Consider the following 20,017-nt stretch of genomic DNA (forward strand, 5'->3'; position numbering starts at 1 on the left):
CTGTTATATATTCAACAGGTGATTAAGTATTCTATGACACTTTAAATAAATCTAGCTGTATAGGTTCAACTCTTTCTGTAGGAAGGAATCTTTTTATTACCGGAAAAGGTTCTCTTCCAAGAGTAATAAGTACTTTGTTAATCCGCTCCAAAATACCAATATCATAATTAGGATCTTGAAGTAATACTCTTCCTGCTTCTTCGTATCTATTAGCAAACATATCCCAATCCATAACTTCCTTCTTTTGAGGCTCATACAGCCATTTTGAGACGGTTTCTGCTGCTTCTTCATAGGAATGTATATCTTTGTCACAAACAAGGAAATAGGCCACATTCCAGGCATATTGCTCATGCTCGCCCATGTCATGATTGTCTGCATAGAAAAAATAAGATTTCCCTGTTTCTCGCACCCTTTTTTCAATAAAATCCACAAATTCGTCTCTTCCATATTCTATATCCTGGTGGATCCAGAATTGAGGATAAGGATTCGTGGTTTCCCCCTCTTTCAATGCCCCTTCTTTATCGTAAATAACGGGCCCATCATATTTCCAATCTAAAGGAGTAATATCGGAAATAGAGTAACCTTCTTCTTTCCATATATCTTGAATAGTCTGGACGATACCTAGAGGTATGAGCTCGTAGCCTGTTTGTTCTTGAATGAACAATAGCTTCCTTAATAAAAGCACTCTTGCTTCTATAGTTAAAGAACCTGGATTGTACTGTACATCCTCCGCTCTATCAAAGGTTTCATATTCTGATAAACGAATTTGGTCCTGTGCAGATTCATCCGTATGATCGAGTAGACCATCTCCTAATAAATCCAGTTGATTATTCAAATTCTCTTGTTGAATAATTCGTTTATTCATTCTTTTGAGCTCAACTCTCCTAATAGGCATCCGAAATCTAGCATCATTGCGAATTTGAGCCAATACCTCTTTGAATTCAAGGAGTGGATTTAAGGAAGAGTCTTTACGAACCAGATCCTTCAGCATTTTGTCTTCGGACACAGCTGTACAAGTCCAACATCCACTCCTACCGTTTCCACAACTATTTCCTTGCCCATCTGTCTTTATAGAGCATTCAAAGATACCTTCCGGATAAAAGTGTCTTAACTGCTCTACACTTGTCCCCCACGGAAAATACTCATAATCATCAAAATATGCCCACAGCTGACTGCCGGATAAGTGTTTAATCGGATGATATACCAATACATTTTTGTAATTGCTATGTTTGGCGAAATTACCTCCACCTTCTATCTTGTTTTTAGTGATCGAGTTATTTCTTGAGATAGACTCATTTACTCTTACTCCAAGACACAGCATAAGGTCATATTCTTCTCCTAGTGAAAAATAACTCCCTGCCATTAAATCCTGCATAATACGGTCCACAGCATTAATTTTGAGCTTGTGTGAACACCACCGGAAACGACTGTTCGGTGACACTGGTGGATTTCCTTTGGCCAATACATTAACCCAGTAGTTATCCTTTAATGAAGGGCTAGCAATATGGGCTACAATGGGCAAATTTTGTTCAGCTGCTGCATCATTTACACAATCAATAGACTGAATCAGATACTTTTGCATGTCTGGCGTTTCTACCTCGGTATTGGAGGTTATTACATGCACCTTCTTATGACGTTCAGCTGGTGACAGGGAATTTAACATCTCCCAAAATAATAATAGAACCATGGTGGAGTCTTTTCCGAAACTTGTAGCTAAAACAAACTCCTTTTTATCTCTTAAGTATAATTCTTTCATCTCTTCTTTAATCTCTAGAAATGGTTTATAAAAGTCTGACACTGTACATTCCTCCTTAAGATAAAAAGGCCTTTTCCAAAGAGGAAAAAGCCGTTGAACACACTCATTAAGCGAATAGACTTAATGATTTTTGAATAGCCATTTGCTGGAATTGAGAAGTAATTCTTCTCTCAACATCAAGAGGCATCATGATAAAGTCTAATCTATAATCTACTACTGTCTGGAACCGCTCTACTTCTGATTTAGGAAGTATCTTATTATCAATAAGTGATTGCAACTGAGCGTTATCCGGGGTAGCGTATTTAACCAAAAATTCATCCCCGAATGCATCTAGCACCTTCTCCATATCATAGACAGGACGATTAGCAACTAAGGATACGGATCCGTACTTATGTGTCAATTTCCCCTTGTCTGTTAATGCTGCGCACATGCTCATTTTTTTCTTAAAAGATTCATACGTGGCTTCAAGATTCTTGCATTGTTCCTGGAGCGGGATAAACCTCTTCACTAATTGATTTAAGGATAGTTCGCTAAGTGTATAGCTTTGTTCTGATTGGCTAATTAGCTCCTTTCCTACTTTATTAAAGCTTGGTTTTACGTAGTAGGTTGGTGGTTTTTTAAAAGGCTCTAATGCAATCAGTTCCTCTGGGATCTCTTTTTTAATTAAAGGAATATCCAAGCGTAATACATTACAGACAATTCTATCTTGTAAGTAGCAGAATAGATTTTCAATTAAGCCTTGGTTGTCTGTCGAGCTTTTGGATTTTGGCACAAATTTCGCGACCACATTATACTTCTGATACTCATGCCTTCTCACTTCACTATCCTTTAATCTGTATCGTACTTCCTTTTTTAGGTCTTCCAACTGCTGTTGAAGCTTCTTAAGTGTTGGATAGGTACCCTCTTCTATAAACTGCTCCATTAGGGAAGCAGCAGTTTCTTCGTTTTTTTTTGACAGATCCTCTGTAAATTGCTCAAAGAATGCTCTTTCTGTTCTAGAGCATTTCTTGCAACGTTTCATATCATAATCCTCAGCGGATATATTGTATTTACAGTTCTCACAATTTTTCTCCATCGTTAACCTCCAAAAAGCTCCCTATCTAGTATGAATGGGAGCAATAATAGATTACTCCCTACTAGAAAGGGATATTTGGTTGGTTATTAACTATTTTTTATGAACTCCATCTACTGAATCTGATACCAAATTCCCTTGCATATCGCAGATTATTAGCCGAGGGAAATGTTTATTTTCCTTTAAAAAGGAATTGTACTCCTCTTTTCCAAAATAAACAGCTTTTTCTACATAACCCTTTTGATTTACAAGAAATCCTCTCAGCAAAATCTGATGACAACTCTCATTCATTTCTATTATTTCACCCTACTTTATTATTCATTTATTGGTCTTAAGTTTGCATTATTTTGTTAACAAGCTACAAATTTTCCGGATTGAGATTGCCATTTTGACACTCTTTGTACTTCAGCCCCTGGATGGAACAATTTGAACATTTGTTTGACATGCTCTGAGTCCACTGCAGGTAACAAGAAAAAAAGCTCATCATCATATTCAGCCATTGTATATATGACCTCATACATCTGTTTGACAGCTTGTTCCCCGTCTAAATATTCATTACATGCTAAGACTGAAGTAATAGCTTCCGTCTGTAAGAATTGCGGAGGACAAAATTCAGATGTTGTTACAATAAACAATGCCGGTAACCCCCATAAAGTTTGAAAAGGGAAAATATTCCCTTCTGCCAACAATTCCCCATCTTTAAAGAACTGATTATTCTCCACTAAGAAATGTGCATCTTTTGTATAAAACTCGATTCTCATATCGCGATTCCCTCCTCAAAAGAGCTGAAGAGATCATACTCTACTGGTAATAAGTCATCTCTGATCATTTCAACCTCTTTAAGAAATACGGGAAGTTTAACAACTCTACTGTGATTCTTCCTAAGTTGTAAATTAACAACATCATTTGGTAAACACACAATTTTAACATTACCTTTTTCAAAAATCCCTCTTAACTGGCCGGTCTTATAAGATGGTCTTCTCAACATATCTGAAATCCAGTCAGATTGTTTCATAGTTGGATGAGTAAGATCAAATTCGACTGCATTTATCGTAGGTGTAAAACATCCCATAGATAAATCGAATAGATACTGTCCTCCATCAATTGAACCATTGAAAAAAACTCGATATCCATAAGCTGTTTGAGCTCTTCCTTGAGTACCAAACGGAACTATACGAAAAACGTAACCATCGACCTTCCATACAAATTCATTTTTCACTTCCGTAAAACGAAACCCTTTTAATAATGGACCAATTTCTACTGGCGGAATTGGAGAAAAAACTGTAATTTTAAACATTTCCTTTCACCACATTCGCCTTCTGAATACAATCCTCATTCTCTTCATTGCAGCCTATAATGTTGCAATAAAATAACTTCATAAAAACACCTCTTCTAAAAAGTTTTTTATTAGCACACTTTTTTAGAACGCAAAAAGCCCCTGGCACTAAGGTTTGATAAATAAACGAATAATCGCTAACCTTAGCCCAGGGGCTATTAATATTTAATATTCACCGCTGACTTAAATAAGTCGCTCTAAAAAGGGAAAATAATGCTAATAACCAAATTATATACTAAGCAATGAAAGATTTGAAGAAATAAATAAATTCGCAAAAAAAAGCCAGCATCTGGGAGCTGGCTTTGAAGATTATCTATATGAGACTTGAAGGAATTTCTTTCTCTAAGTTTAACTTAAATAAATTTGTTTCATTATAATGATTTAATATAAAATTGGCTTGCCCTTTAGACAAATTAATTTCTTTGATTTTGCCAATTTCTGCTTCGTATCTCTTTCTTTGAAGAGCAGATAATGAGTTTAATTCAATTTGATTTGAGCTTGTTAGAAGTGTTTCAATCCTTTCACTTTGTATATCATCCGTTTCGAAATAGGATGATTTAATTAATGAAATTAGTTCAACTAGAGTGTCCTCTTCTTGAAGAAGGAAAGTTCTTTTTCTAATTGAATATTCTCTTTTGACATTGATCATAATAAATCTTCCTTTTTTTGCATTCGAAATTTTTAACATTTATATTCAAACCCCTAACAATAATAATCTTTAATAGTATATTTAGATTATATGTAATTCAGATGCAAAAAACTATTGGATTCAATAATTAAGAACACATTTAGAATTTACTTAGGTTTATTGATTTAGGCAGTTAAATAATAATTCGTGAAAATATTTAAATTTCCTTTAATTACATTTTTAATAAAAAATTACAAAAATTAGGAATTTGAATTATAGTAAGTCATATTTTAACATATAAAAATAGTACTATACAACTACAAACTTTCATAATTTCCCGGAACGGACCATTGAAATCTCAATGATTTAACCTTTTTTTCATACTTTCCCGGAGTAATATGAAAAATCATCTAATGTTCCACATTTTATTCAAAAACTTCCGGAAAAAATATTTACCCATACTTCATACACTTTCCAAATTCCTTATTGAAGTTGTTTTTTATATTAAGATCTAAAATTATTTTCAACTATAAAAATTACGATATATATATATATGTTAAGTTAAAATGTACAACTTTTGCCCCTTGTTACAGAATTGATCCAGATAGTGGAATTACAAGTAAAGGATATTCGTTTTAAAATTTTATATTTTTATATCCCCAATCCAATTCAGGAATTTTCTTCGTTTTAATTTACAGGTTTCGTTTTTAATCAATTCGTCGATAACCCAAAACAAAAAAGCAGATATAATTGCACTGATAAAGAGAAAAACATCCAACAAACCAGTTACATCAGACATCCACATTCCTCTTTTGTACCCCGAAAGTAATAGCGGCATTAGTACGAATAATATAGCTAAGAAAATGTGAATAAAGAAGGCGGCAACCATTCGTATTTTTCCCATTATCCTTTTAATAACGAAGTCAGACAAAATAGAGGAAGGTATCCCATAGATAAAAATAATTGGAAGTAAATACATTCCAAAAAAGATTCCTATCCCAAAACCGTCATAAGCTGAATAAAGAATAATCATTAATAAACAAGTAGTTAACGCCGACAAAATTTTCCTTCCAATCATTTTATCACTACCTTTTTATTTTGATCTCTTCAGTTAAAGCTCCAGTTTATGGAATAAGCCAGTAATAATTTTTCTTTGTTCAATTTAAACAATTATTGAGTAGCACTATACACTTAAATAGAAAGAAATCTCGAGTGCGATAGAAATTCTACTAATACTAATAGGTAAATTCGATTGGAGAGTTTATTTTTTCTTCTGTAACAATATAAAAAATTGTGTAATTCTCGAAATCTAAGTGAAGAAATTTCATGTCATTATTGGTTAATCCCACTGGAACCTCTTCGTTTTTATTCACAATCCCCCATACATGGGAATCACCTTCTATTTCTGTTCCAGCAGTCCACCAAATACCTTCCTTATCAACAAGCTCTAAATAGATTCTATGGTGGTTTCTTAACGTATTATCCAAGAAGTAAAAGAAGTATATGGACTCATCCGCCTCATATATAATGATGTCACTATTACCTTTCAATTGAGTTTTTAATACACTTTCTTCTGAATATTTACTCTTTATAATTTTTCCGATACCTTCCACATAATAATCATTATCTTCTGTATTGGACGTACAGCCCAAAAGTAGAGAGATGCAAAATAACTGAATAATAGTTTTTTTAAAGTTTATAATAACTCCTCCTATTAGAGATACAGACCTACTTATTCCGTTAAAGCTCCTATATAACAGAATATGTAAATCGTCATCCAAGGCTCCACGTTTCTCAAAAAGCTTTGAAAATAGCATTCAGAACAATAAACAAAAATACGATAACAACAACCATAATCGCCTCTTTTTTTGAGGTCTTTGTATCTTCTGTCTTTTGTTGTTTTACTTTTCTGTATAATCCTTGTATTTTCTTTTGTTTTAGCTTTTTATTCTCTAACGCCATATCGGACTCCTTATAAAAAATAATGAATTCCTAAAGCATTATAATTAATTCAACAAATGCTCCCTATAATGGAATAACCTCTAAATTAACATTTTAGATCAAAGATCATAAATGTGACGTTTTAAATACTTACGCAATACTAATTATATCTTTAGGATTTACTACCCGTTTGATTTTATTTTCAGACGATTTCTAGACATAATAAAGCTATTTAACGTCTACAATTACCACCCCATACAAATCATCACCAAAATAGGCCATTAACTTCCACATTCCTTTGCTGGGCAACATCATTGTTGAAGGCAAGTGGTGATCTGCCCCAGAATTAGGAGCAAGACTGTTACTTTGGGTTAATTGAAATACAGTAATTTCTTCGTTTTTTTCTTCATTTACACCTATAACTTTAAACGGTTTTATTAGTGTCTCTTTATCACCCCAAAAGTGCCACATATACTTTTGTTGTTCACCAGAAATAAAGGGTCCATATTCACCAAATCCCAGTTTGCCATTATTACCTATACGGAAAATAAATACATCAGTTTGTCCGTCGTCTGTCACTGTAATTTCTTTAACAAGTGTTGGACTTTCTTCCCAAGTTTCAATTGCATTTGATACGCTATCATTCACTTTTTGTTGTTCGGTTTCTTTTGTACTTGTACAACCAGATATGATAAATCCTGAAAATATAATTATAAAAAGAGAAAAATTAGGTTTCCTCATCCTGTCCTCCAATTGTTTTTTAGTAAAGACGATTAAAGTAAAAGGTAGTACCTAATAAAGCAGCTTCTACAGGAACCCAGCCTTTTCTGGCATAACTTACTATTCGAGAAACACCCTTTTATTTCCTTCCTTGATCTGCTTCGTTAGTTTAAGTGAAAATATTCGCAATCCCTTTGCTTTACCAATTTTCTTTAAACGTGTTGTTCAACAATCCTCCCTCTATAAAGAAAGGAATAACTCTAGATTTCTAGCTTTTTCTTAAGATTTCATTAGGATTTATATTAATTAGACATCAAAGTCATGGATGCAAGTTGAAATTATGGTTATTTTTGGTGCGTTAGAGAAAAAAAGTCCTTAACCGCCTAACCACTCGTATCCAGAAAGTGGTGGCTAAGTAAAAGTATGGTTGCACTGGTGGATGTCCACATGTCTCATGGAGGTCAACCCTCCCATGTCTCACAGAGTCTATGCTCCAAAATTCCTTCGTCCAACCTTTCCATGAGGTGGATGTCAGTGATGCTGCCCGACAGGATCTAAGTCCGTAGTATTGTTGTTTTACTGACTAATCCGTGCTTCAAATGTCTAAATAATTTTCCTAATAAAACTTTATAAAAAACAAACTATATGATTCCTAAGCTACTTTCTGTAATAGTGCCATATGAGGAATATCCTTCAACATTCTATCTTCACTAAATTCACATTGTTTTGTCCCAATCGTAAAAAGAATTCGTATCAGCTTATTACATATGGCTATCAACGATTGCATTTTCTTTAGAGGATTATTTTTACGTGTTGTAAAATACTCATGTAAAGCTTTAAAAGCAGTGTTCTTAGCAACCAAAGGCATCGCTACTCGGAAGAGGAGAGCCCTTAGTGTCTTCCTGCCCCTCTTTGTAATCTTCGTTTGCCCTTTGTGCTTTCCAGAGGTATTCTCCTTTAGGCTTAACCCAGCTAACTTGATGATTTGTCGAGGGTGAGAATAGTAACTTAAATTCCCTACTTCTGAGAAGAAGCCAGCTACAGTGTCCTTGCCGATTCCTGTAATGGCTAACATTTGTTGAACACCTGGTATTTGTTCAAGGAGTCCATCAATATCAGATTCTAGTTCTTCGAACTTCTTATTTATCAACTCATACTTGTCTAGTAAAGTGCGAAGCTCTAATTTAGCCATCCTTGAACCTTCACGAATACCGATAGAGTCTTTCGCTACTCGTTTAAGTTCTTGAATTTTACTGAGTCCAACCGCACGCTTTACAGCTTTTCTGAGATGAATGAGGATCTCTTGTTCCGAGAGGATCTCTAACTCATGTGGTAATGCATTTAACTTTAATAATTGTAGTGCTGCTTTTCCTTCCCAATCCTTAAACACTGTAAGAAATTCTGGGAAATATCGATCTAACCAATTATGAATCTGTCCCTGCACAGCTTGTAAGTCAACAAATAGGAGATCACGTATTTTCCTTGCCACACGAAGTTCTGCATAAACCCCCTGTGGAATATTAGGTTCGGCATATCTTCCATCTTTGACTAGCTGTGCAATAACTCTTGCGTCCTTTACGTCATTTTTGGTTGGAGAATTATCATCTAATTCTTTAGATTTCTTCACATGCATAGGATTTACAACGACAAACTTAATCTCCTCTTCTTTAAGAAAATGAGCAAGGTTGAGCCAATAATGCCCTGTCGGCTCCATTCCTATAATTACCTTACGCATGCCGTGTTGTTCCATCAATTGCTTTATCCAGCTTAAAAAAAGATCAAAATGTGGTTTCGTATTTTCAAAGTGACAAGGTGCACCAAACTCTAGTCCTCTAAAGTCTTGAGCACGAGCTACATGCTTGAACTTCGCAATATCTACACCTATAATCAGTGTTTCAGAAGTAATTTGAGCAATCTTTTCATTTTGGTTATAATTCATATTGAATGCCTCCTGGTAAATATGTTTTGTCCTTTTCGCTGGCCAGCTTCAGGACACTCATATCATACCAAGAGGTTATTTTTTTGTTCAAACCTCATTTTTCTTCATTACAGGAATGCTGCCCTATTGCTTAATACCTATTTCAAATGTCGGAGTTTTACTAATTATATTTTTCATAAAAATGAAGCTTAGCTTTATGCAGATAAGCTCTCTTAATCTAAGCGAGGGGTTAAATTAACATTGAATATTAAACCAACCAGTTTCTCTAGGAAAATCCTCTCTTGTTAGTCTAGTACCAGTGATAAGTTCCCTATAGATTTGATTGTACCATCGTGAGAAACCACATATATTTTTTGGTTTTCTTGCCGTTTGCACCAATTAAGAAATTTCTTAGCTTGTAAGTTGAATTGCCGTTCAGGTAGAGTGTTAATGCCATTAATCCACAATTCCTCTGGAAACTCATTCTGTAAATCAAAGCCTGGAAACTCTTCTTCTATCTTTTTCTTACATAATATCTCATCACAAGGCAATGTTTTTCCAGAAGGAACTTGAGGGAATATTCTAGGAGAAACCAGTGGACTTACAATCTTTTTACAATTAACATTTGAACTCCAATAGTCAGCTGTTTGTAAAGCCCTCCTCAAAGGACTGATAACTAAGATATCCTCTTCTGAAAGAGGAAATTGTTCTCTAAGCAACTTAGATTGACTCACCCCTTCAGCAGTAAGTGCAGGGTCGCAAATTTGCAAACTCTTTGGGATATCTAAGGTATGTTCACCCTCCCCGTGCCTAATAAATACTAGCTCCAAATTCTATCTAACCCGCTTTCCTATAAGCACTAAATCAGTAACCAGAAAACTAATCAAAAGTGATTAAGAACGGCTGATCTTCTATATCGATTATCTTTAACAGTTCTTGTTTATATTCCGTAAAAGTAATTAACCTTAATGCTTCTTCAAGACTGGAAAATCCAACATCCAAACTTTCATCACTTGTCATAAGATTGCCGTTTAATGGTTTACCCAACCACCAAAAGTTACATATATTTTTTCTTGATTCTTGGGATACTCCACAAAATCTAAGGACTTCAATATCTAATCCAGTTTCTTCCTTTACTTCTCTAATTACTGCCTCTTCAATAGTTTCATTAGCTTCCACAATACCACCAGGTAATTCCCATCCTCTTGAAGGATCCTTTTTTAAAAGTATTCTATTCTTATTATCTCTTATGACTGCACCGGATGTTAGGGTAAATGGATTTATCATCTAGTACACCTACTTCAACATAGTCATCTATAATCAATTTAACTCCCCTTTAATTCAACAAACAAAGCCACTAATCCTGCTTAGACTAGTGGCTGCATCTTCCAGATTTGCTCCAGATAGTTGAGGAACGTTAATTCATTGACCTTGCAATTTCTAACATTCTTTCTTTCGTTAATCTTGAACTTCTCATTTCTACATAAGTACCATTTTGTACCCAATTAAGTAAGCCACCAGTTATAATGGCTCCCTTTTTATCAACTTCACCGCTATCTATCCATTCCTTAAAAAAACCTTTGTTCCCTTTAATATCGACGTGCTGAGAATGGGGAAAATCATCATCTGATAACGGAAAACCTCTTCTCAAATGAATAGCGACCATCAACTTTGTGTCCTTGCTATCCATATAATGTAGCATTATCCAAGGGGATGTTTTGGTATCTATTGTCCAATCATCAGGAATCCTTTTTGGAGTTAAAACGGTAAAGTCAACTTCTTTCTTTATTTCTGAAATAGTTTTACTGTTGTGATTATACTTAATTTCTTTAGCCATAATTATCATTGGGTAACAATTTAAAAGGATTAGTACAATTAATAAACGAATCAGAAATACCAAATTACTACCTCATTTCTATTAGAAATTTCAGGTATTAGTATTTCCTACCATTCACTTCTTATTAAACTATCCTGCCCGATTCTTAAGTAAGGAGCGATCCACTATGCTGCAATCGCTCCATTTAATGGAATAACTGAGGAGCTTCTATTAGCTGGTTTAGTTTAACAAAAAAAAGCATTTCATTATTAAAGAAATGCTGATTATTCTAACTTAATTTAGATTTTCACCATCTTTATCTCTTACATAAATCTCATACGACTCAATTATAGATAACCAATTAAGTTCTTCAGATTTCATTATTTCATTAACTCTATCCTCTATCTCTTTTGTTAAATTCTTAGCATTTTCGTCAGTACTATTTATTGAAGTTTGAATAGTAATTGATTTTTGGTATTCAGATTGAATATCTCCAACTACCTCATAATCTTTTAAGCCTTCCATAACACTCATTGTTAAAATAGATAACTCTTTGTTAGCTGTCTGAGGGTCAACAACTAACTGATTTTCAGCAAAAGTAACTTGACCATCGGAATTATTTGTAAGAAGTAAAATCCCACCAACTGCTATACATACCATAATAAAAATACCAATAACACTTTTTTTCAATTGGGACACCTCCTATTATATGGTGTCAAAACTATGTCCAGTTGATATTTTTCAATAAAATAAAACGTTTTCTTTATTCAGGACACGCCCCCGTTACTAGTAAAATAGTTCACAATCCATATTGAGAATTTAAAAGTTATACAAAAAATGAGAAGCAAAATAGCTTTCCATTTCAATTCATTGATTCGGCGATTTGTAGGAGGTCATTAATGTCAAACTCTTTTTTTAGGTACTTCTTATTTCCAACCCCAATATTGTATTGAAGCCCTTTTTTTTGAAAAATAATTACCTCAGCTGCTGGATTAATCGTTAAAAATATAACTTTAGTTCCATCTTTTAAAGCGTGTATCTGACTTTGATTGTCTTCGTACTCTTCTAGTGGTCGTTCAATAGGAGAAACTGTAACTTTGAGCATCCCAGTTATAGGCTCACTTCGATATATTAATTCTAAAGAGTCCTTATATATATAACCATCAAAATCTGTTATTTCAAATGGCAAGCTGGTTGGTACTATAACATTTTTTTTGAATTTGAGCTCATATTCTTTAACTAATTTTGCTTCTTCTAACAAAGGAATTGTTCCATTATGAATTGTTTCAATGTGAGAGACCTTATCATTTTTTACAACCAACTCCCAAATAAATGCAACTCTGTCATCCCTTATCTCATCCTTATAGAATGCCACAACCAGCATTGTGTCTTTTCTTTGTGGTGTTGGTACAATGTTATATTCACCAATGGGAGAGTCTATGTTTATTTCGGGTATGTAAACTCCATCAAACACATCACTGTTTATTGATTTTTCATTTAAGAACTGTTGCATAAATTTATCTACTACTTTCTGTGGCGGGTAAGTACCAGCCATAACAGATCTTGATGAAAGCAAAAAACAGAAGGAAAGAACTGTTATATATATACATAATTTCTTCACAATATCACCTCTTATTTAGTTTTCCGAGGTTAATTTAAATTATGTAACAAAAGCTCCCGTTTGTTTAAAAGGAATTTACTCTATATACTCAATTAACTTTGCTGGAACTGGTTCAAAAATATAAATTTCAGGATTATTAAAAGGCTTGTTTTTCAAATACTCTACGAGAGTATTCATACTTTCCCAATACTGTTTCATTAAATCTTCCTTTGAAGCTAATCCTTCAACAAAGTAACCTCTACCACCATCATATTTATCTTCAATATAAGCAAATAAATCACTTGATATATCTCGGTTAAAAACTAAAATTTTGTCACTAAACATAGGAAATCGGAAGTGAGGTTTTTCATACGGTTCCAGATCTGTACCAAAAGCAACTTTAAAGTCCAACCATTTTGGTGAATTTGTTGGTCTAAAACTCTCGGTTAGTTCTGGAAATAAATTACCGCTGTTTGTATACCATCTTGTTGCTGTTCTATGATTTAATCCTTCCGCTAAAACCTTTTGCGGATCTATATTTATATCACTATCATTTTGAATGACCATATGATATAAGAACAAACTAATGCCTCCTTTCGTTAAACAAAAATTCGGAAAAAAAATCCTTCAAATATGGACCTTAAATGAAAAGAGACGCATTCTTTATTAGAAACATTTGCCTTTGTTGAAGGTCGTTCTGAAACATCCATTTTGCACGGTTATTCAAGAAATGCTCCTATTTAATGGAATAACTGAGTAGCTTCTATTAGCTGGTTTAGTTGAAGTATGATTACTGAGCAACTTTTTTGTATTTAACAAAATATGGTGTAAAAAGAGAACCGATTATTAAAATAGCAATTCCTACACCTATTGTTGAAAAAGCATTATCAAAGGGTGAAAAGAAATGTCCAAATACCAACATCGGTATGATAGTCAAAGATACAAATTTTAACCTTCCAAGAACTGTTATTCTATGTTCAGTATTACAGTTTTCACATCCAATTGGTTTATACCCCAACCAAAAGGATTTATATATACTACTCCAACTAAATGGCGTGTTACAGTTCTTACATTTTTGCATTGAATCACCACCACACTTTCTTTTTGGTTAGCTTTTCTGACCCTTTTCTTAAAGAATGACGCTTTTCCTTATTTCAGATAAGCCCCCTAAAGGAAGTTCGTCCTGGAACATCCCTGCTGCACGAATATTCCAGATTTTACATAAACCTCAATTTCATCCATACTATTTCATATTCATCATCGTCTTGAATTTCACTTTGTACAAATCCATTCTTTCTATAGAATTCAACTGCATTTCTACTGCTCGAAACATAAACGTAAATGACATCTTTCCGACTTTTTAATTCTGAAAGCAAAAAATGTAAGAGATAATTTCCGAAACCATGGCGATGTAAATCTGGACATACAAAAAAATTTGAAATACAGTATTTCGGTGATTTTTTTGTACCAATGTTCTCGATCGCTCCAGTTGCGATAATGGATGTTGGGCTTTCTACTAAATAAATTTTTTTCCACTTCAATTGTTCCTGAAAGCTTTCAATTGAAATATTTCTCTTGAATTTCTCGATAATATTATAAGAATGATGATTTGACACAACTTCATCAAGATTTCTGGAAATTAATTCAATAACAGCAGGAATCTTCTTTTCTTCCAATTCTCTGATCCAGATGCCATATTCATTGTTAAACATATCTTTAGTGCAACCGAAGTCAGTTAGAACTTTTCTTTTTCTTGACCCGTAAACTCCCCAATTTTCTTTCTTTTCCAAATCAGGTTCATGGAGTTCATTACGAAGAACTATATCTTGGATTAATTGTAAATCAGGTATATTTTCATTTTCTGGAAAAGGCTCCACCTTCACAACAATCAGCACTGAATGATCAACAGAAATATCAATTACTGGGGTTAACCACTCTTTTTCTTTTAAAGTTGAATACGCATAAACATCAAATTCGGTTTTATTTTGTCTTGCTCCTATTAAGCTCTTTGCTACTTTTGCTACATATTTCTTATCTATTAGAAAAACATCCCTAGAGGATCCCTTATTAGAAATCAAATCAAAAACTTTTGGAATCAATTCTTTATTAAATTTCTCAAGAAATTCTTTACTTGAAGTCCATACAAAGTCTCTTTTTATATCTTTTATTTCTTCATCAGTTAAATTTTTATCGCCCATATGGTATCCTCCCAACGCAATTGGCTTTGTATTTCAATACAATATGAAGATAAAACTCATGTTCCAAAGATAGGACCTTTTGGGGGAGAACTACAGCATATGATTTATTCCATTAAAATGTCCTTTTCTGGCATAACTTACAATTCGAGAAACACTCTTTTATTTCCTTCTTCATTCCAGAATATGGTGTTTTTACTGAAGAAAAATATATTAGGTCCTCTACAATCCTCCCTCTATAAAGAAAGGAATAACTCTAGATTTCTAGCTTTTTCTTAAGATTTCATTAGGATTTATATTAATTAGACATCAAAGTCATGGATGCAAGTTGAAATTATGGTTATTTTTGGTGCGTTAGAGAAAAAAAGTCCTTAACCGCCTAACCACTCGTATCCAGAAAGTGGTGGCTAAGTAAAAGTATGGTTGCACTGGTGGATGTCCACATGTCTCATGGAGGTCAACCCTCCCATGTCTCACAGAGTCTATGCTCCAAAATTCCTTCGTCCAACCTTTCCATGAGGTGGATGTCAGTGATGCTGCCCGACAGGATCTAAGTCCGTAGTATTGTTGTTTTACTGACTAATCCGTGCTTCAAATGTCTAAATAATTTTCCTAATAAAACTTTATAAAAAACAAACTATATGATTCCTAAGCTACTTTCTGTAATAGTGCCATATGAGGAATATCCTTCAACATTCTATCTTCACTAAATTCACATTGTTTTGTCCCAATCGTAAAAAGAATTCGTATCAGCTTATTACATATGGCTATCAACGATTGCATTTTCTTTAGAGGATTATTTTTACGTGTTGTAAAATACTCATGTAAAGCTTTAAAAGCAGTGTTCTTAGCAACCAAAGGCATCGCTACTCGGAAGAGGAGAGCCCTTAGTGTCTTCCTGCCCCTCTTTGTAATCTTCGTTTGCCCTTTGTGCTTTCCAGAGGTATTCTCCTTTAGGCTTAACCCAGCTAACTTGATGATTTGTCGAGGGTGAGAATAGTAACTTAAATTCCCTACTTCTGAGAAGAAGCCAGCTACAGTGTCCTTGCCGATTCCTGTAATGGCTAACATTTGTTGAACACCTGGTATTTGTTCAAGGAGTCCATCAATATCAGATTCTAGTTCTTCGAACTTCTTATTTATCAACTCATACTTGTCTAGTAAAGTGCGAAGCTCTAATTTAGCCATCCTTGAACCTTCACGAATACCGATAGAGTCTTTCGCTACTCGTTTAAGTTCTTGAATTTTACTGAGTCCAACCGCACGCTTTACAGCTTTTCTGAGATGAATGAGGATCTCTTGTTCCGAGAGGATCTCTAACTCATGTGGTAATGCATTTAACTTTAATAATTGTAGTGCTGCGTTTCCTTCCCAATCCTTAAACACTGTAAGTAATTCTGGGAAATATCGATCTAACCAATTATGAATCTGTCCCTGCACAGCTTGTAAGTCAACAAATAGGAGATCACGTATTTTCCTTGCCACACGAAGTTCTGCATAAACCCCCTGTGGAATATTAGGTTCGGCATATCTTCCATCTTTGACTAGCTGTGCAATAACTCTTGCGTCCTTTACGTCATTTTTGGTTGGAGAATTATCATCTAATTCTTTAGATTTCTTCACATGCATAGGATTTACAACGACAAACTTAATCTCCTCTTCTTTAAGAAAATGAGCAAGGTTGAGCCAATAATGCCCTGTCGGCTCCATTCCTATAATTACCTTACGCATGCCGTGTTGTTCCATCAATTGCTTTATCCAGCTTAAAAAAAGATCAAAATGTGGTTTCGTATTTTCAAAGTGACAAGGTGCACCAAACTCTAGTCCTCTAAAGTCTTGAGCACGAGCTACATGCTTGAACTTCGCAATATCTACACCTATAATCAGTGTTTCAGAAGTAATTTGAGCAATCTTTTCATTTTGGTTATAATTCATATTGAATGCCTCCTGGTAAATATGTTTTGTCCTTTTCGCTGGCCAGCTTCAGGACACTCATATCATACCAAGAGGTTATTTTTTTGTTCAAACCTCATTTTTCTTCATTACAGGAATGCTGCCCTATTGCTTAATACCAATTATTTCAAATGTCGACCATTTACTCAATATATATTTTCACATAAAAAAGAAGCTTACCTTGTTCCAGATAAGCTCCCTTTAACAGAAGACTTGATTTCAAGATAAATTTAAACGACATTAAAGACATTAATTATAATCTTCCATTATTGCTCCTTTTGTTGAGTATCAAATTAAAAGACAACTAAAAAGAATAAGCAGTTCTATTACCGTGGAGATAAGGACAAAAAGGTGTAAGTTTTCAACACAAAAAACAGCACAATCGATCAAAAACGCTTGTTTTTTTTCATTTCAAACCTCAGGCTGTCGAGAATTTCTGACAGCTCGAGGAAGGGGGAGATCGCCTACCCCCTCTTATTTTTGTCTTAACAACCTCATACTATTTATTATTACAATCAAAGCTGCTCCTGTATCACTTAAAACGGCCATCCATAATGTAAGATCACCTGTGAAAATCAGTAATAATGCTGCAAGCTTTGTAAGAAGAGAAAACCACACATTTTGTTTGATGATGGTTAACGCTTTTCTACTCAGTCGTATGGTATGAGGAAGTTTCTCAAGGTTATCGGCCATTAACACAATATCTGCAGTTTCCATGGCAGTATCCGTACCTGCTCCACCCATTGCAATTCCCAAATCAGCAGTTGCTAGGGCGGGAGCATCATTGATTCCATCTCCCACCATGGCTACTCGTTTCCCTTCAAGCTGAAGTTTCTTCACAGCTTCCACTTTATCTTCAGGCATCAATTCTGCAAAATAGCGATTCACCCCTGTTTGGGATGCGATTTTCTTTGCGGTTCCTTCATTATCCCCTGTTAGCATCACCATTTCATCAATTCCAACTTGTTTTAGCTTATCGATAGCTTGAACAGTGATGGTTCTGATTGCATCTGAAACCGCGATAATACCGAGCACTTCGGTACGTGTACCAATAAGAATCAGCGTGTTTCCTTCATGCTGTAATTGCTTGATTTGTTTTTCTAGTTCGGAAAGGGATAAATTAAATTCTTCGTACAATTTTGGATTCCCCACAAAATACTCTTGACCATTAATGGTAGCTTGAGCACCTTTGCCTACGAGTGTTTTGAAAGTTTCCCCATTTAGTACTTGAATTCCTTTCTCTGCAGCGTAAGTGGTGATGGCTTTCGCAATAGGGTGGTTGGAATGCTCTTCAATTGTACGTCCAATTGCAAGCAGATTTTCCTCTGTACTGTTTAAAGGAACGACCTGAGAAACTTTTGGTTTTCCTTCCGTTAACGTACCTGTTTTATCAAAGGCTATAGCATTAATGGCTCCAGCTTTTTCAAGGAAGGTACCTCCTTTAATTAAAACACCATTTTTAGCAGCATTTCCAATAGCAGAAACAATCGCAACCGGTGTAGAAATCACGAGAGCACAAGGACATGCAACAACAAGCAATGCTAATCCTTTATAGGCCCATTCAGACCATGTTCCGATTCCAAGTAAAGGTGGTCCTATTATGATTAGTAATGCTATTGCAAAAACTATCGGGGTATAGATGCTTGCAAACCGGTCTACAAAAGCTTGGGTAGGGGCTTTCTTTTCCTGTGCTTCTTCCACAAGATGAATGATTTTAGCGATTGCTGTATCTTCCACAAGCTTAGTTATTCGGACTTCCAATGATCCACTTTCGTTTACCGTTCCAGCAAAAACGGAGTCTCCAACTTCTTTATCAACCGGAATGGACTCGCCAGTAATCGGAGCCTGATTTACAGTGGAAATGCCGGAAACAACATCCCCATCCAAGGGGATTTTCTCGCCAGGCTTAACGATAATAATGTCTCCTACTGAAACGTCATCAACAGGGACTTTTAATAATTGGTTTCCTTTTTTCACTACTGCTTCTGATGGTGCCAAATCCATTAAACTACGAATGGATTCTCTAGTACGCTCAATGGACTTATTTTGAAGAGTATTTCCTAATGCAAATAGCCACACTACGGTAGCACCTTCAAACCATTCTCCAATAAGAGCAGCTCCGATTGCCGCTGCTGACATGAGAACATTCATATCCAGGGACCGACTTTTGATCGCATAATATGCACTTCTGATTGGTTTGAATCCACCTACAACAATTGTTGCTGCATAAAAAAGAGTGACAAGAAGGGGATAGAATCCTGCATAGGAACCAATAAAACCAATTCCTAAGAATCCACCTGAAATAGCTGTCAAAGGAAATTCTTTTCTCGTTCTATTTGGAGTGGAACCACCTTTGGAAATAGGCGAGGCAACAAATCCAGCCCTTTTTACCTCTTTCATAATCTCTTGATTATTTGTCTCATGTACAACATGCATTTTCCCAGTTGAAAAATTCACTCGAACGTCCTTAATCGCTGGATTCAAGCTAAGGTGTTTTTCGATGGTTGCTGCACAAGCACCGCAATCCATTCCTTCTACTTGAAAGGTATGAACTTGTTTGGATGCTTGATGCGATACAACATGAAATCCCAGGTTTTTTACTTGTTTTTCAATTTTCCCGTTTAGAGAAGGGACTCCGGTTTCCACCTGCATCTTACCTGCACTGTAGTTGACATTTACCTTGTTCACGCCTTCTATTTTGGAAATACTTTTCTCGATTGTGGCTGCACAAGAGGGACAGTCCATCCCTTTAACTTCATACTGCAGTTTCTCGACTACATTTGGTGTAGCTGAAAGATGTTCGACCGGGTAATTGTCTGAATTTCCGCTACAACAAGCTGAAGCCTTTTTATCATCATCCATTCCTTTTTCCTCCTTACAGCATGAGGCAGGATGGACATTATCATTGTGATGTGTTGTATTACTGCAGCATGAGTCCTTTTCCAAATTCCCCTGCAAAAGAGGAATGGAGGAGGAATCTTGCATACTTTCATTCTTGGAACAACAACTATCTGATTTTGGTTGATCTGTTGACATAATTCTCACCCTTCGTCTAGTATTCCTGTTGTTATCCATATCTAAG

The 20,017-nt window shown here is 35.0% G+C and carries 20 protein-coding genes; all 20 read right to left on the bottom strand.

Features of this window, described 5'->3' with window-relative positions:
• Positions 1-31: 31 nt before the first annotated feature.
• A complete protein-coding gene (locus ACFVAD_RS20540) occupies positions 32-1,798 on the bottom strand; it encodes an adenine nucleotide alpha hydrolase family protein (protein ID WP_386644551.1) in 1,767 nt (588 codons plus the stop codon).
• 64 nt (positions 1,799-1,862) lie between these two features.
• The gene (locus ACFVAD_RS20545) at positions 1,863-2,831 is read right to left on the bottom strand and encodes a hypothetical protein (protein ID WP_386644554.1); all 969 of its coding nucleotides are present in this window, start codon (positions 2,829-2,831) and stop codon (positions 1,863-1,865) included.
• Positions 2,832-3,178: 347 nt separating this feature from the next.
• Positions 3,179-3,589, bottom strand: coding sequence for a hypothetical protein (locus ACFVAD_RS20550; RefSeq protein WP_386644556.1), 411 nt, complete (start codon positions 3,587-3,589; stop codon positions 3,179-3,181).
• Positions 3,586-4,125, bottom strand: coding sequence for a hypothetical protein (locus ACFVAD_RS20555; protein ID WP_386644559.1), 540 nt, complete (start codon positions 4,123-4,125; stop codon positions 3,586-3,588). The genes ACFVAD_RS20550 and ACFVAD_RS20555 overlap by 4 nt, the downstream gene beginning before the upstream one ends.
• A 352-nt stretch (positions 4,126-4,477) precedes the next feature.
• A complete protein-coding gene (locus ACFVAD_RS20560; protein ID WP_386644561.1) occupies positions 4,478-4,852 on the bottom strand; it encodes a hypothetical protein in 375 nt (124 codons plus the stop codon).
• 583 nt (positions 4,853-5,435) lie between these two features.
• Positions 5,436-5,870, bottom strand: coding sequence for a hypothetical protein (locus tag ACFVAD_RS20565; protein WP_386644564.1), 435 nt, complete (start codon positions 5,868-5,870; stop codon positions 5,436-5,438).
• 157 nt (positions 5,871-6,027) lie between these two features.
• Complete coding sequence (locus tag ACFVAD_RS20570; RefSeq protein WP_386644567.1) at positions 6,028-6,573, bottom strand: hypothetical protein; 546 nt, start codon at positions 6,571-6,573, stop codon at positions 6,028-6,030.
• 13 nt (positions 6,574-6,586) lie between these two features.
• Positions 6,587-6,754, bottom strand: coding sequence for a hypothetical protein (locus ACFVAD_RS20575; protein WP_386644570.1), 168 nt, complete (start codon positions 6,752-6,754; stop codon positions 6,587-6,589).
• 207 nt (positions 6,755-6,961) lie between these two features.
• Positions 6,962-7,474 (bottom strand): hypothetical protein, encoded by a 513-nt coding sequence (locus ACFVAD_RS20580; protein ID WP_386644573.1) that lies wholly within the window; start codon positions 7,472-7,474, stop codon positions 6,962-6,964.
• Positions 7,475-8,105: 631 nt separating this feature from the next.
• Positions 8,106-9,392 carry an IS110 family RNA-guided transposase gene (locus tag ACFVAD_RS20585; protein WP_386644575.1) on the bottom strand — a complete coding sequence of 429 codons (1,287 nt, stop codon included), beginning with the start codon at positions 9,390-9,392 and terminating at the stop codon, positions 8,106-8,108.
• Between the two features lie 284 nt (positions 9,393-9,676).
• Complete coding sequence (locus ACFVAD_RS20590; protein WP_386644577.1) at positions 9,677-10,201, bottom strand: histidine phosphatase family protein; 525 nt, start codon at positions 10,199-10,201, stop codon at positions 9,677-9,679.
• 49 nt (positions 10,202-10,250) lie between these two features.
• A complete protein-coding gene (locus ACFVAD_RS20595; RefSeq protein ID WP_386644580.1) occupies positions 10,251-10,658 on the bottom strand; it encodes an NUDIX hydrolase in 408 nt (135 codons plus the stop codon).
• Positions 10,659-10,788: 130 nt separating this feature from the next.
• Positions 10,789-11,271, bottom strand: a complete 483-nt coding sequence (locus tag ACFVAD_RS20600) for a hypothetical protein (RefSeq protein WP_386644583.1) — start codon at positions 11,269-11,271, stop codon at positions 10,789-10,791.
• A gap of 210 nt (positions 11,272-11,481) precedes the next feature.
• Complete coding sequence (locus ACFVAD_RS20605; RefSeq protein ID WP_386644586.1) at positions 11,482-11,877, bottom strand: DUF4030 domain-containing protein; 396 nt, start codon at positions 11,875-11,877, stop codon at positions 11,482-11,484.
• A 172-nt stretch (positions 11,878-12,049) separates the two neighbouring features.
• Positions 12,050-12,808 (bottom strand): hypothetical protein, encoded by a 759-nt coding sequence (locus ACFVAD_RS20610; RefSeq protein WP_386644589.1) that lies wholly within the window; start codon positions 12,806-12,808, stop codon positions 12,050-12,052.
• Positions 12,809-12,883: 75 nt separating this feature from the next.
• Positions 12,884-13,369 (bottom strand): hypothetical protein, encoded by a 486-nt coding sequence (locus ACFVAD_RS20615; RefSeq protein ID WP_386644592.1) that lies wholly within the window; start codon positions 13,367-13,369, stop codon positions 12,884-12,886.
• 208 nt (positions 13,370-13,577) lie between these two features.
• Complete coding sequence (locus tag ACFVAD_RS20620) at positions 13,578-13,868, bottom strand: TIGR04104 family putative zinc finger protein (RefSeq protein WP_386644594.1); 291 nt, start codon at positions 13,866-13,868, stop codon at positions 13,578-13,580.
• Between the two features lie 136 nt (positions 13,869-14,004).
• Positions 14,005-14,985, bottom strand: a complete 981-nt coding sequence (locus ACFVAD_RS20625; RefSeq protein WP_386644597.1) for a GNAT family N-acetyltransferase — start codon at positions 14,983-14,985, stop codon at positions 14,005-14,007.
• Positions 14,986-15,630: 645 nt separating this feature from the next.
• Positions 15,631-16,917: an IS110 family RNA-guided transposase gene (locus ACFVAD_RS20630; protein WP_386644600.1), complete on the bottom strand. Its 1,287-nt coding sequence runs from the start codon at positions 16,915-16,917 to the stop codon at positions 15,631-15,633.
• 492 nt (positions 16,918-17,409) lie between these two features.
• Entirely contained in the window at positions 17,410-19,971 is a 2,562-nt protein-coding gene (locus tag ACFVAD_RS20635) for a heavy metal translocating P-type ATPase (protein WP_386644603.1), read from the bottom strand.
• Between the last annotated feature and the right edge of the window lie 46 nt (positions 19,972-20,017).

The organism is Sutcliffiella sp. NPDC057660, assembly GCF_042800035.1.
GTDB lineage: Bacteria > Bacillota > Bacilli > Bacillales > Bacillaceae_I > Sutcliffiella_A.

What these genes read in the sequence shown, in the direction of transcription:
- ACFVAD_RS20545 (WP_386644554.1), bottom strand. Translation starts at nt 2,831, where the DNA reads ATGGAGAAAAATTGTGAGAACTGTAAATACAATATATCCGCTGAGGAT.
- ACFVAD_RS20550 (WP_386644556.1), bottom strand. Translation starts at nt 3,589, where the DNA reads ATGAGAATCGAGTTTTATACAAAAGATGCACATTTCTTAGTGGAGAAT.
- ACFVAD_RS20555 (WP_386644559.1), bottom strand. Translation starts at nt 4,125, where the DNA reads ATGTTTAAAATTACAGTTTTTTCTCCAATTCCGCCAGTAGAAATTGGT.
- ACFVAD_RS20560 (WP_386644561.1), bottom strand. Translation starts at nt 4,852, where the DNA reads ATGTTAAAAATTTCGAATGCAAAAAAAGGAAGATTTATTATGATCAAT.
- ACFVAD_RS20565 (WP_386644564.1), bottom strand. Translation starts at nt 5,870, where the DNA reads ATGATTGGAAGGAAAATTTTGTCGGCGTTAACTACTTGTTTATTAATG.
- ACFVAD_RS20575 (WP_386644570.1), bottom strand. Translation starts at nt 6,754, where the DNA reads ATGGCGTTAGAGAATAAAAAGCTAAAACAAAAGAAAATACAAGGATTA.
- ACFVAD_RS20580 (WP_386644573.1), bottom strand. Translation starts at nt 7,474, where the DNA reads ATGAGGAAACCTAATTTTTCTCTTTTTATAATTATATTTTCAGGATTT.
- ACFVAD_RS20585 (WP_386644575.1), bottom strand. Translation starts at nt 9,392, where the DNA reads ATGAATTATAACCAAAATGAAAAGATTGCTCAAATTACTTCTGAAACA.
- ACFVAD_RS20595 (WP_386644580.1), bottom strand. Translation starts at nt 10,658, where the DNA reads ATGATAAATCCATTTACCCTAACATCCGGTGCAGTCATAAGAGATAAT.
- ACFVAD_RS20620 (WP_386644594.1), bottom strand. Translation starts at nt 13,868, where the DNA reads ATGCAAAAATGTAAGAACTGTAACACGCCATTTAGTTGGAGTAGTATA.
- ACFVAD_RS20625 (WP_386644597.1), bottom strand. Translation starts at nt 14,985, where the DNA reads ATGGGCGATAAAAATTTAACTGATGAAGAAATAAAAGATATAAAAAGA.
- ACFVAD_RS20630 (WP_386644600.1), bottom strand. Translation starts at nt 16,917, where the DNA reads ATGAATTATAACCAAAATGAAAAGATTGCTCAAATTACTTCTGAAACA.
- ACFVAD_RS20635 (WP_386644603.1), bottom strand. Translation starts at nt 19,971, where the DNA reads ATGTCAACAGATCAACCAAAATCAGATAGTTGTTGTTCCAAGAATGAA.